The sequence below is a fragment of the Herminiimonas sp. genome (genome assembly GCF_030655415.1).
In genome coordinates, this window is sequence record NZ_JAURVN010000014.1 from 700,827 (window position 1) to 714,379 (window position 13,553).

Annotated in this window: 10 protein-coding genes; 3 read left to right on the forward strand and 7 right to left on the reverse strand. The window is 52.6% G+C overall.

What is annotated here, in order from left to right; translation table 11 throughout:
• Nucleotides 1-7 precede the first annotated feature (7 nt).
• The 6 genes from eno to Q7T66_RS12585 all read right to left on the reverse strand — a co-directional run bounded on the left by eno (nucleotide 8) and on the right by Q7T66_RS12585 (nucleotide 8,540).
• A complete protein-coding gene (gene eno, locus Q7T66_RS12560) occupies nucleotides 8-1,291 on the reverse strand; it encodes a phosphopyruvate hydratase (RefSeq protein WP_304933652.1) in 1,284 nt (427 codons plus the stop codon).
• Between the two features lie 92 nt (nucleotides 1,292-1,383).
• Nucleotides 1,384-3,039 (reverse strand): CTP synthase, encoded by a 1,656-nt coding sequence (locus tag Q7T66_RS12565; protein WP_304933653.1) that lies wholly within the window; start codon nucleotides 3,037-3,039, stop codon nucleotides 1,384-1,386.
• Nucleotides 3,040-3,271: 232 nt separating this feature from the next.
• Complete coding sequence (locus tag Q7T66_RS12570; protein WP_304933654.1) at nucleotides 3,272-5,686, reverse strand: DNA internalization-related competence protein ComEC/Rec2; 2,415 nt, start codon at nucleotides 5,684-5,686, stop codon at nucleotides 3,272-3,274.
• A 7-nt stretch (nucleotides 5,687-5,693) separates the two neighbouring features.
• Nucleotides 5,694-6,491: a TatD family hydrolase gene (locus Q7T66_RS12575; RefSeq protein WP_304933655.1), complete on the reverse strand. Its 798-nt coding sequence runs from the start codon at nucleotides 6,489-6,491 to the stop codon at nucleotides 5,694-5,696.
• A gap of 89 nt (nucleotides 6,492-6,580) precedes the next feature.
• Nucleotides 6,581-7,282 carry a lipoprotein-releasing ABC transporter ATP-binding protein LolD gene (gene lolD / locus Q7T66_RS12580; RefSeq protein ID WP_304933656.1) on the reverse strand — a complete coding sequence of 234 codons (702 nt, stop codon included), beginning with the start codon at nucleotides 7,280-7,282 and terminating at the stop codon, nucleotides 6,581-6,583.
• On the reverse strand, nucleotides 7,275-8,540 hold the full coding sequence (locus Q7T66_RS12585; RefSeq protein ID WP_304933657.1) for a lipoprotein-releasing ABC transporter permease subunit: 1,266 nt from the start codon (nucleotides 8,538-8,540) through the stop codon (nucleotides 7,275-7,277). Before Q7T66_RS12585 ends, lolD begins: the two co-directional genes overlap by 8 nt.
• Before the next feature lie 198 nt (nucleotides 8,541-8,738).
• Here Q7T66_RS12585 and Q7T66_RS12590 point away from each other — a divergent pair, with 198 nt between their 5' ends.
• Nucleotides 8,739-9,824, forward strand: coding sequence for a hypothetical protein (locus Q7T66_RS12590; RefSeq protein WP_304933658.1), 1,086 nt, complete (start codon nucleotides 8,739-8,741; stop codon nucleotides 9,822-9,824).
• The gene (recJ, locus tag Q7T66_RS12595; RefSeq protein ID WP_304933659.1) at nucleotides 9,821-11,518 is read left to right on the forward strand and encodes a single-stranded-DNA-specific exonuclease RecJ; all 1,698 of its coding nucleotides are present in this window, start codon (nucleotides 9,821-9,823) and stop codon (nucleotides 11,516-11,518) included. Before Q7T66_RS12590 ends, recJ begins: the two co-directional genes overlap by 4 nt.
• Nucleotides 11,519-11,539: 21 nt before the next feature.
• Here recJ and Q7T66_RS12600 read toward each other — a convergent pair whose 3' ends face one another.
• Entirely contained in the window at nucleotides 11,540-12,265 is a 726-nt protein-coding gene (locus Q7T66_RS12600) for a hypothetical protein (RefSeq protein WP_370691647.1), read from the reverse strand.
• Nucleotides 12,266-12,404: 139 nt separating this feature from the next.
• Between Q7T66_RS12600 and prfB the strand changes: the two genes are divergently transcribed.
• Nucleotides 12,405-13,509, forward strand: a protein-coding gene (gene prfB / locus Q7T66_RS12605; protein ID WP_304933661.1) for a peptide chain release factor 2 whose coding sequence is annotated in 2 segments (ribosomal slippage) — nucleotides 12,405-12,485 and nucleotides 12,487-13,509 — 1,104 coding nt in all. Because the reading frame shifts where the segments join, the coding sequence is not laid out codon by codon here.
• Nucleotides 13,510-13,553 lie beyond the last annotated feature (44 nt).

Here is a 13,553-nt window from a genome sequence, read left to right on the forward strand (position 1 = left end):
AAAGGGATTACTTCAAATTGTAAAACGCACTACGACCAGGATAGCTGGCGATATCGCCCAGATCTTCTTCAATACGCAGCAACTGGTTGTACTTCGCCATGCGATCCGAACGCGACATCGAGCCGGTTTTGATTTGCAGGGAATTAGTGCCAACCGCGATATCAGCAATCGTCGAATCTTCAGTTTCACCTGAGCGATGCGAGATCACGGCGGTGTAACCAGCACGTTTTGCCATTTCAATCGCTGCAAATGTTTCTGTCAGCGTACCGATTTGGTTGATCTTGATCAGGATCGAATTGGCGATGCCTTTATCAATACCTTCGCGCAGAATCTTGGTATTGGTGACGAACAGATCGTCGCCGACCAATTGCACTTTTTTGCCCAGAGCTGCGGTCAAGGTTGCCCAACCTTCCCAGTCGTTTTCGGCCATGCCGTCTTCGATCGAGATGATAGGATATTTGTCGCACCAGGTTGCCAGCAGATTGGTGAAGTCAGCGCTCGACAAGGTCAGGCCTTCGCCTTCGAGTTTGTATTTGCCGTCTTTGTAGAATTCGCTGGCTGCACAATCCAGACCCAATGCGATTTGCGTACCTGGCTCATAGCCGGCTTCTTCAATCGCTTGCAAGATCAGTTTGATTGCGGCTTCGTGATTTTCAACCGAAGGTGCGAAACCGCCTTCATCACCAACTGACGTCGGCAAGCCTTTGTCGTTGAGGATTTTTTTCAGTGTGTGGAACACTTCAGCGCCCCAACGCAACGCTTCGCGGAAGCTAGGTGCGCCAACTGGAATGATCATGAATTCTTGCAGATCAAGATTGTTGTTGGCGTGTGCACCACCGTTGATGACGTTCATCATCGGCACGGGCATTTGCATTGCGCCTGAACCGCCGAAGTAGCGATACAGCGGCAAGCCGGATTCTTCAGCGGCTGCTTTTGCAACTGCCATCGAGACTGCCAACGTTGCGTTCGCGCCCAGGCGAGCTTTGTTGTCGGTACCGTCCAGGTCGATCAAGGTGCGGTCGAGGAATGCTTGTTCGTTCGCATCCAGGCCCATGATCGCTTCAGAGATTTCTGTATTGATGTATTCGCAGGCTTTCAATACGCCTTTGCCGAAATAGCGGCTCTTGTCGCCATCGCGCAATTCGATCGCTTCACGCGAACCGGTCGATGCGCCTGACGGTACCGAAGCACGACCCATGACGCCGGATTCCAGCAGTACATCGCATTCCACGGTTGGATTGCCGCGTGAATCAATAATTTCACGGCCTATGATGTCAACAATTGCACTCATCTATTTCTCCCTAAATCAGCAAAATTCTGAATAACGTTTTACAAGCGATGGCAAGTCAGAAGCATGCGTGCATGCTCAGACCTGCGCTGTCGTCATGCCACTTTTTTTGATGTCGCCTGATTTTGTGCCAGCGCAGCCTTGATAAACGAGATGAACAACGGATGTCCATCGCGCGGCGTTGACTTGAACTCAGGGTGATATTGCACACCTACGTACCAAGGATGTGCGTTCTTGCCGGTACGCGGCAATTCCATGATTTCGCACAGCGATTCGGTCGGGGTACGAGCAGAAACAATCAAGCCCGCATCTTCGACGCGACCAAGGTAATGGTTATTTGCTTCGTAACGATGACGATGACGCTCAGTCACTTCAGCACCGTAGATTTCAGCCGCGAGTGTGCCCGGTTTGACTGCGCAAGTTTGCGCGCCCAAACGCATGGTGCCGCCCAGATCCGAATTCAAATCGCGACGTTCAACCTTGCCGTCGTGGTTTTGCCATTCGTTGATCAGCGCAACAACTGGTTGTTCTGTATCCGGATCGAATTCAGTCGAGTTTGCTTTGGTCAGGCCAGCCATATTGCGTGCATATTCGATCAGCGCAACTTGCATACCCAAACAGATACCGAAATACGGAATACTGTTTTCACGAGCGAAACGTGCAGCAGCGATCTTGCCTTCTACGCCGCGTTTGCCGAAACCGCCTGGCACAAGAATCGCGTCGTACTTGGACAAACATTGCGGGCCACTGGTTTCGATTTCTTCGGAATCCAGATATTCGATATTGACGCGGCTTTCGGTATGAATACCGGCGTGACGCAATGCTTCCGTCAATGATTTGTAGGATTCGGTCAGATCGACGTACTTGCCGACCATGCCGATGGTGACGCTATGCTTAGGATTTTCCAGTGCGTGCACCAGCTTGGTCCAGACCGACAGATCAGCCGGTTTTGGCGACAAGGCCAGTTTTTCGCAAACGATGCGATCCAGACCCTGATCGAACAACATTTGTGGAATTTTGTAGATCGTGTCTGCATCCCAGACCGAAATAACGGCATCTTCCTGCACATTCGAGAACAACGAAATCTTCGCACGTTCATCATCCGGAATTGGACGGTCAGCACGGCACAACAAGGCATCTGGCGAAATACCGATTTCGCGCAGTTTTTGCACACTGTGTTGAGTCGGCTTGGTTTTCAATTCACCAGCAGAAACCAGATATGGCACCAATGTCAGATGCACGAATGCGGCCGCATTACGACCTGCACGCAAACTCAGTTGACGTGCCGCTTCGAGGAAAGGCAAAGATTCGATATCACCAACGGTACCGCCGATTTCCACCAATGCAACGTCGAAACCTTCGGCGCCACGATGGATGTAATCCTGGATTTCATTCGTGATGTGCGGGATGACTTGAACAGTCTTGCCCAGATATTCACCGCGACGTTCTTTGCGGATCACCGATTCATAAATCTGGCCGGTCGTGAAGTTATTCACCTTGCGCATTTTCGCAGTGATGAAACGTTCATAGTGACCCAGATCCAGATCGGTCTCGGCGCCATCTTCGGTAACGAAAACTTCGCCGTGCTGGAATGGACTCATCGTGCCGGGATCGACGTTGATATACGGATCGAGCTTGAGAAGAGTGACTTTGAGGCCGCGCGATTCAAGGATCGCTGCGAGAGAAGCGGCAGCTATCCCTTTACCAAGGGAAGATACAACGCCGCCAGTTACGAATACAAACTTGGTCATTACAGAAGGTGCCGAATGGCACGTGCGGGAAATTCGAATTATACCTCAAACACTCGCAATTCTTCGACGTTTTAGCAGGAAATTTACACGGAGTTTTTATACATAAGCGGAAATCTTCAGACGCTGCCGCCACCACACAAGGTGCAAGTAGCTAGCCCTGAATGTCGGCGCGGCCAAGCTGGCTCGGCATTCCTGAAATACCAGGATTGCCATTTTTACTATCTTAAGCTTGTTAGCGGCCATACCAATATCGAGCATGATCCGTCCGGTACTCGCTTACCTCTATAGTAGAACCAAAACGTAAAGAAATTGCACCAGCGTCGTCGTTACGCAAGCGCGTAATACCCAGTTCGCCATAGCGTTCGAAAATCTCGGGCTTAGGATGTCGATAACGATTGCGATAGCCGACCTGGAACAAGGCGATCTGCGGCTGCACCGCCTGCAGAAACGGCAAGGTGGATGACGTACCACTGCCATGATGCGGCGCGAGTAAAACATTCGCCGCCAGTTTGGCCGCATCACCCTCGACCAACTCGGCTTCCTGCACCGCTTCTATATCGCCGGGCAACAAAATGGAAAGTCCATTCAACGTTATCTTCAAGGTGCAACTGCGCGCGTTTGGCTTCCATTTATCGCTGGCATAACTGGCGGCAGTTGGATGCAGCAACTCAAAATCCGCGCCATCCCAATGCCAGGCTTGCCCCGCGACACACGGTTCATGCATAGGTGCGGCGAGAACTATCCGATGATCCTGTGGCAAAGACGACGACACTCGCGCAACTTTGATTTCATTCAAGACGGAAAGCGCACCGCCCGCATGATCCATGTCGCTATGCGAAATCATCATGCCATCGAGTTTGTTGATGCCACGTGCATGCAGGTAAGGCAGGATCACACGATTGCCGCCATCCGATTCCGGCGAATAAAATGGGCCTGTGTCATATAGAAACCTATGCTGTTCGGTTTCAATCAGCAGCGCCATGCCCTGGCCGACATCAAATGCTGTGACCCACATTTCTCCAGCGCGCGGATGGGTAGGCGCATTCAACACCAGCGGCAGCCATGCAAATACGCCGAGATAACGCGCCGGCCAGCCACGCGGTGCCAACATCCACAATGTGCCTATCAATGCGAGGACAAACATCCACCAGGTTGGCACGGGCGCGGCCCACACAGCGAATGAAAATCCGCTCAACCAATTCAGCAACTGCGCCAATTCCGCTACTAAAAATTGCGCAGACAATAAGCACCAGCCAGATAAAGGTGCTGGCAATACACTACCGACCAGCGCCAGCGGCGTTACCAGAAAACTGACCAGCGGGATCGCGATCGCATTCGCGACAGGACTCACTAAAGAAGTTTGCGCAAACAATAAAACTGTCAGCGGCACCAAACCTACGGTCACTGCATATTGCGTCAAGGTCGCAGTCTTTAAAACTGTGCGCCAGTTTGATTGCGCTTCAGGCTTATTTTCTGTCGCACGTCCGACGCTGACATACAGAATCACGGCTACCGCAGCAAACGACAGCCAGAACCCCGGACCCAACACCGCCCACGGATCCAGCAAAACGACCAGCCCCAAAGCCAGACACAACACGTGCGAAATACTGGTAATGCGTCCGCACCACAAAGCCGTCGCAACCACGCTCAACATGATCAAAGTGCGCTGCGCCGGCAAACCTGAGCCCGCCAACAAGACATAAATCAATGCTGCGAACGCGCCACCCAATGCGGCTGCTTTCTGCGCGGGTAGGATTAATGGCAAACGAACGGAAGTAAAAAACGAGCGACGCCATAGAGCAAAAATCAAACCTGCAAACAAGGCCGCAACCATGGTTATATGCAATCCAGAGATGCTGACCAAATGCGATATTCCCGTTCGATTAAACACTGTCCAATCAGATTGACTGATCGCACGCTGGTCTCCGACAACCAAAGCCACAATCACACCGGAATACGATTTTCCCTGCAATGCATTTTGCACACGCTCGCGTAACCAACTGCGGCAGCGCTCAATAACATTATTAAAGCTGAAAACAAAACTATCCAGCCGCGCGTTCTTTAATTCAGTCGACGGCTCCGGGCGGATATGCCCTGTCGCACGGATATTTTGCTCCAGCAGCCACACTTCGTAATCAAAGCCCGACGGATTCGCGTTGCCGTGAGGCTTGCGTAAACGCACAGTAAATTGCCAGCGTTCGCCAGGCTGCACTTCAGGGATTTTTTGTATTTCTTCTGAGCCGAAAGAGGAATACCACGACAAGGCTAACTTGCCTGGAATAGCGGGCATCGCACCTTCAAGCGGCAATACTTTTTCAACCAAAAAATTGAAGCGCACGCCCCGTTCGAAATAGCTGGGCATGCTGTCTATCGTGCCAACTATCGTGACGTCTTGTCCTTCCAACTCTTTCGGCAATTCTTGCGATAAATAATATTGTGCGAATAGCGCTGCCCAGACGAAACCTAGCAACGCGCCCATTGCTAAACGCAAAACAATTTTGAATTGATATAGAACGTCGCGACGACTCAATGCAGCGAGCGCGCAGGCAAGGACAAACAGGGAAATGAGAATGAGATAGTTAGGCAAGTTTGCCTGCATCTGCAGGCAGGCAGCACCGACGACAAAGCCGACGATCGCGCTGCGCATTCGGCAGCTAGATCACGGCGCCGAGTCGCGGCATCACGGCAAGCGCGTTCGCAGACGTTATTTGTGCAATCGCTTGTAGCGGCATGTCGCGCAATTCGGCCAGCACTTGACCTATGCGCGGCAATTGCTCAGGACTATTGCGTTGCGGATGTACCCACGCAGGAGAAATATCGGGCGCATCGGTTTCCAGCACGATGGACTCGATCGGCAGCGTGGCTGCGAGGCGCCTTAATTGCAATGCGCGGGTAAATGTCATTGCGCCGCCGAAGCCCAGCTTGAAGCCCAGATCGATAAAGATTTCAGCCTGTTGAAAGCTGCCGTTAAATGCATGCGCGATACCGCCGATGACTTTGATGCGACGCAAATATTTCAGAATGCTGTCTTGTGATTTGCGTACATGGAGTAAAACCGGCAGACCAAAATCGCGCGCGATTTTCAGTTGTTCAGTATAGAAAAATTCCTGCTTTTCGCGCATCTCCGGTGTCGTCAGCATCGGAATAAAAAAATCCAAACCGATTTCACCTATCGCGACAAAACGCGCATCGTTCATCGCAGCTTCAACAGCGACACGCATCGCGCCAAGATCTTCTTCTTTTGCCTGCGGAACAAAAATAGGATGTATGCCTAGCGCGTACGTGCAATTGGAATTTCTGTGTGCCAGCGATGACACCGTGGCGAAATTATTGCGTTCGACTGCAGGGATCACGATCATCGATACGTTTTGCTGCTGCGCACGTGCAGCTACCGCATCTTCTTCAGACGCAAACTCCACGGCATCCAGATGGCAATGGGTATCTATCCACATATTAGTAGCTAGTAGCGCTTTGTAGAGCAATGAAACCGACTGCACGCATTCATCATATTGAATCCTGCTCCACGAGCGTAGTTTGTCAATCAGGCGCGATGCAACTCATCACTGTACGGTTGCAAACCATCTTCCGACAAACGTAGAATGCGATCGCAATGCGTCGCGAGTTCAACGTCATGCGTAACGATGACGAATGCAGTACCCAAGGTGTGCGACAGCTCCAGCATCAAGTCGAAAGTTTTTTGCGCAGTCACTCTATCCAAGTTGCCAGTCGGCTCATCCGCCAGCACGCAAGCAGGTTGCGTCACCAATGCACGCGCCAGAGCAACACGTTGACGTTCGCCGCCTGACAATTCGCCAGGCACGTGCGTCACGCGATGTTCAAGACCAACGCGCGCTAGAATTGCACGCGCTGCGTCATGCGCTTCTGCACGTGGTACGCGTCGTATCATCAGCGGCATCGCGACATTATCGAGTGCCGAGAATTCAGGTAGCAGATGATGGAATTGATACACGAAACCCAGCGAGCGATTACGCAAATTGCCGCGTGTCTTTTCGTCCAGGCTCGCAAAATCCTGATTCAGCAAAGTCACGGAACCAGTGCTAGGTGTATCCAGCCCGCCCAGCAAATGCAGCAAGGTTGATTTTCCCGAACCCGACGCGCCAACGATCGCTACGCGTTCGCCTTTGACGATATCGAGATTGACGCCCTTTAATACATCGACCGCGTATTTCCCTTGCGTAAATGTCTTCGCAAGATCGCGGCAAGCCAATACATGTTCACTCATAACGCAATGCCTCCGCAGGTTTTACGCGCGCTGCCCACCAGCTTGGATAAATCGTCGCTAGGAACGCCAATACAACTGCCACGCCACCGATAGTCCACACATCCGGCCAACGCAAGTCAGACGGCAATGAACTAATCAGGTAAATATCTTTAGGCAGGAACTGCACGTGCAAGAGTCGTTCGATAAACGGCACGATGACGTCGATATTCGATGCGATCAATACCCCGCCACCAACACCGATTGCCGTCCCCGCCAAGCCAACCAGAGCACCCTGAATCATGAAGATTTTCATGATCGATCCTGGTGATGCGCCCAGCGTACGCAGGATCGCGATATCCGCTTGTTTATCCGTTACCGTCATCACCAGCGTCGACACCAGATTGAACGCAGCGACTGCAATGATCAAGGTTAGGATGATAAACATCATGCGTTTTTCAGTCTGTACAGCAGCGAACCAGTTGCGATTTTGACGTGACCAATCACGGATCAATACATCGCCGCTCAAAGTGTGCGACAAATCCAATGCGACTTGCGGGGCTCGCTGCATGTCTTCAATTTTCAAACGCAAACCAGATGGTGCATTCAGCTTGAACATTTTCATCGCGTCGTCGATATGGATAAACGCCAGCGTAGAGTCGTATTCAAAATGCCCTGAATCAAAGATGCCGACCACCGTAAATTGCTTCAGGCGCGGAATCACACCAGCCGGCGTCACCTGGCCTTGCGGCGCAATCATCGTGACCTTGTCGCCGAGTTGCGCATTCATGCTGCGCGCCAGCTCGTTGCCTAAAACGATATTGAATTCGCCACCACGCAAATCATTCAAGCTGCCCCATTTGACTTGCGACGCCACATCCGAAACCTTGGGTTCCTGATCAGGCAACACGCCGCGCACCGCAACGCCACGCAACGTTTCATCGCGCGTCATCATCGCTTGCGCATCGACGTACGGCGCTGCGCCGCGTACTTCTTTATTGGTAAACGCCTCGCGTGCCGTATTTTGCCAATCCGGCAAAGCACCTTGCGGCTCGAAGATTTCAATATGCGACAGCACCGACAACATGCGATCGCGTACTTCCTTTTGGAAACCGTTCATCACCGACAAAACGACGATCAATGCCGCCACGCCCAGCGCAATGCCGGCCATGGAAATCAATGAAATGAATGAAATAAAACTGTTGCGGCCACTACGTCGACCAGCACGCGTATAGCGTATGCCGACCAGCCACTCGAAAGATAGATTTTTTATGATGCTCAAAGAAGGCTCCTGAATGCAGCACGCAGTTTGCCATACATTTCCCACTGCCAGCAAAGCAGCGTAAGGAAAATAAGCGATTGCGAATCCTGCGCGTGATCCATGGACTCGCCAGCATCATTTCCGTTCCCGGCAAAGGATCAACCTTATGATCATGCCACCTGCGGGTGGCTTTTTTATTGCTACATCCAGACAAGCGGCATGGCGACAAGCGCATCATTGCCCTACAATCGCGGCATGACTCAACTTGATCTATTACTTCCATTTGCGATGCCGCCAGCAGAAATGGCGCGCGACCTCTTGCGCGAGCTGAATATGCCGTCACTGGCTTTGCTAATGGCGCGCGCCAGCCGTACTGCGCATCAGGCTTCCGATGGCTTTTCGCGCGCATTGCCGCATGAATACTGGCTGGCAAGCCAATTTGGCTTACCAGCTAACGATAGCGATACCAGCCCGGCGGTAGCAGCCAGCGGTATGCGAACCTTTAATTTGCCGCTTGAAGGCGGCAACTGGTTCGTCTTGCAACCGGCGCATCTGCACATCACACGCGACCACCTTGTCCTGACCGATCACCGCCAGTTGCAGCTAACGGAATCTGACGCCCGTGCCTTGTTCGCGATCGTGCTGCCCCTGTTTGAAGAAGTCGGCAAAACGCTGTTCTACGGCGATGCGCAAACCTGGTTCATGCGCGCCGACGACTGGAATACATTGCAAACCTCAACACCCGACGCTGCCTGCGGACACAACATCGATATCTGGATGCCAAAGGGAGCGCATGAGCGCGACTGGCGCCGGCTGCAAAATGAAATTCAGATGCATTGGCATGGGAATGCGATCAACGACCAACGCGAAGCCCGCGGATTGAAAGCGATTAACTCGGTTTGGCTGTGGGGCGGGACGCCAGTAGCGTTGGAGCCAGCACAAACAAAATTTGAAGAAATATTCACTTTTTCTCCCATCAAGGAATCCTTTGCTGCCTTGGTCGGCAAGCAGATTCCTGTCACTTCAATTGCGGAGATCATCAACTCACAAACGCAGCGCGGCTTACTCATTCAGGATGAGCTGACTGAAGCCGGCCTGGCTGGTGATTGGTCGGAATGGTTGATGCGTTTTCAGGCGATGGAAGCCTTATTGTTCGCGCCCTTGCTGGACGCGATAAGAAATGGCCAGCTTCAAAAATTGCATATCACGATCAGCCATAACACCGCGTATTCCACTTTTGCAGTCGGCGCCTCATCGCTGCGTAAATTCTGGGCCAAACCTTCACTTGCACGCCTCGCCTCATGACCCGCATCGCTACCCGTCCGTATCCGTTTCGCGATGCCGAACGCATGCATCAGAGCGGCGTGCATCCGGTGATGGCGCGCTTGTACGCCGCGCGCGGCTTGCTGGATTTGAAGGAACTGACCAGCGATCTGACTGCACTGCTGCCACCGCCGGGTTTGCTGCATATAGAAGTGGCCTCAGTTTTTCTGGCCGACGCGATTGCCGCTAAAAAGAAACTGGTGATCGTCGCCGATTACGATTGTGATGGCGCGACTGCCTGCGCGGTTGCATTACGCGGCCTGCGATCCATGGGTGCGATTGTCGACTTCATCGTGCCGAATCGTTTTGAATATGGGTACGGCCTGACGCCGGAAATCGTCGCCCTCGCTGTCCGTGAAAAATCGCCGGACATTATTGTGACCGTCGACAACGGCATCGCCAGCATAGACGGCGTGGCAGAAGCCAATCGTCGCGGCATCGATGTCGTCGTCACCGATCATCATTTGCCTGCCGATAAACTGCCGGCAGCGCGCGTCATCGTCAATCCGAACCAACCCGATTGCGGCTTCCCTAGCAAAAACCTGGCTGGCGTTGGCGTAATGTTTTACGTCTTGCTCGCGCTCCGTGCAGAAATGCGCAAGCGCGGTATCTTCGATGCGCAAACCCAACCCAAGCTGGATACCTTGCTTGATCTGGTCGCACTCGGCACCGTAGCCGACGTCGTCAAACTCGATGCCAACAATCGCATACTGGTCGCACAAGGTTTGAAGCGCATGCGCGCCGGTCGTATGCATGCCGGCATCGCCGCACTGTTCCGCGCCGCAGGACGTGAAGCGCGACGCGCATCACCGTTTGATCTAGGCTTTGCTTTGGGGCCACGCTTGAATGCAGCCGGACGCCTGTCGGATATGTCGTTAGGTATCGAATGCCTGACAACTGATGACGAAGGCCGCGCGTGGGCGATTGCCCAACAACTCGATGAAATCAATCGTGAGCGTCGCACCATCGAAGCCGATATGCAAGAAACCGCATTGCTCTTGCTCGATAAATTCGACCCGCAAAACAATACAACCATCAGCGTATTTGACGCCAGCTGGCACCAAGGCGTAATCGGGATCGTTGCATCGCGTTTAAAGGATAAATTCTATCGTCCGACCATCACCTTTGCCGATGCTGGCGATGGCTGGATCAAAGGTTCAGGTCGCTCGATTGCCGGTTTCCATTTGCGCGATGCGCTGGATCTGGTGTCCAAACATGCGCCGACTTTGATCGATAAATTCGGTGGTCACGCGATGGCCGCTGGTCTGACGATACGCGCTGATGCGCTCGACGCATTCACGCAAGCTTTTGAAGCAGTAGGCAAGAACTGGCTGAATCAAAATCAACTAGAGCGCGTGATCGAAACCGATGGCCCGCTAGAATCAGCTTACTTCACGACGCAATTCATCGAACTGATGGAAGCGCAGGTGTGGGGTCAGGGTTTTGCACCACCGCTATTCTGCGATGAATTCCGCGTCATCAATCAACGCATTCTGAAAGAACGTCACCTGAAATTGACATTGGAAAAAGATGGTGTGAGCTACGATGCCATCTGGTTTGGCCACATTGATTCTCTACCTGGTCGCGCCAAAGTTGCCTATCGTTTGGATGCCAATGAGTTCAATGGCAGAACGCGCGTGCAATTGCTGGTAGAACACGCGGAAGCTGCCGAATAAGAAAGCTCTGAAATACCAGCGTTAGCGCACCGGCAGGAACTGCAGGAACGAGCCGCCAACCAGGCTCTGGACATAGGTAATACCCGCACGCCGATATTTTTCAGTGACGAATTCCGCCAGCAAATCGAGCCGCCCGACGATCTTGCCAAATTCACGCTCGAAGCTCAGATTGCGCCCGTTCTCGCTAATATCATCAGACAGCAGCAGCACCCGACCTGTCGCATCGCGCCGACTTCCCATGAGCCAAATGGCGACTTCAATATTGCGCGCGGCGTTATACAGATGCTGGGCATCCAGACTATCGACCAGAAAGAATTCCGTCTTGCCATTGTGCGCAACGATGATCATGTCGCTGGAGGCGTAGATAAACGCCGCCACTCGATCGCCATTGAAGTCCGGCGTCAGCGCCAGCGATAAAGCTTTGATATCGCGTTGCCCCTGCAAACCCGCCCATGCTTGCCGCAGTTCGATTGCATCACGCACTCGCTTGATGGCGTCTTCGCGACTGGCCGCGGTTTTTTTCCATTCTGCCGGGTTACGTCGGTACAGCTTGTCCATCAATAGGTAAAGGCTGTCCAGATTGTCGCGCATGCCTATCGTGGCAATCCGATTAGTATCCGATTGCGCCATTTCCTTGCCGCTGGTCGACATCCCTTTGACTTCTCCGCGCGGCGCTGGCGTGGCCGTACATCCTGCCAATACAGCGCACATGCAAAGTAATCCGCAGGACAGTCGCGATCGCGCCATATTTGTTTCCCTTGAAAAATCCAGTTAAAGAAGACTGAAAACTGCCAAAAAGTGCATAGTCCGGCAAGCCGCTCGAAACGCCTTAAAAGCGCGGTGCAGCTCGCGTATAATGTCCGGTTTTACCGCAAAAGAAAATACTATGGAAGCCGAACGCCTCAATTCCCTCGAATCCCTGCTCGCCGATCTCACGACTCGCGCGACCGAACTTCGGAGGTATCTTTGACTTCGATATCAAGTCAGAGAAGCTAGACCAAGTCAACGGCGAACTGGAAGACCCGAAAGTCTGGGACGAGCCTAAACGCGCCCAGGAACTGGGTAAAGAAAAAAAATCGCTGGAAAACATCGTCCATACCTTGATCAAGATCGATGCCGAGTTGAATGACTCGCGCGACCTGTTCGAGATGGCACGTGAAGAAAAAGACGAAGACACCATCGAAGCGATCGAAGCGGATGCACAAGAGTTGCTGAAGCTGGTCGAAGGCATGGAATTCCGTCGCATGTTCAACCATCCTATGGATGCGAACAACTGCTTCATCGATATTCAAGCTGGCGCAGGCGGTACTGAAGCGCAGGATTGGGCATCGATGTTGTTGCGCCAGTATTTGCGCTATTGCGAACGCAAAGGCTTCAAGGTTGAAATCATGGAGCAATCCGATGGCGAGGTTGCCGGTATCAAAACCGCGACTCTCAAAGTCGAAGGCGACTACGCCTATGGCTTCTTGCGTACTGAAACCGGCGTCCATCGTCTGGTGCGCAAATCGCCATTCGATTCTGCCAATGGTCGTCACACCTCGTTCTCGAGTCTGTTCGTGTATCCGGAAGTCGATGATTCGATCGAGATCGATATCAATCCGGCCGACGTCCGCATTGATACCTATCGCGCGTCCGGCGCTGGTGGTCAGCACATTAACAAAACCGATTCCGCGGTACGTCTGACGCACGGCCCATCCGGTATCGTTGTGCAATGCCAGAACGACCGTTCGCAGCATCGCAACAAGGCTGAAGCGTGGGACATGTTGAAGGCCAAATTGTTCGAGCTGGAATTGCGTAATCGCATGAGCGAACAGCAAAAGCTGGAAGACTCCAAAACCGATGTCGGCTGGGGTCATCAGATCCGTTCCTACGTGCTGGATCAATCGCGCATCAAGGATTTGCGCACCAGCTTCGAGACCGGCAATACCAAGGCTGTGCTTGATGGCGACCTTGACGATTTCATTGCTGCATCGCTGAAGCAAGGCGTGTAAAAATTTCGTGCGCCTTGCTGTACATTTTTAATCGATATAACTAA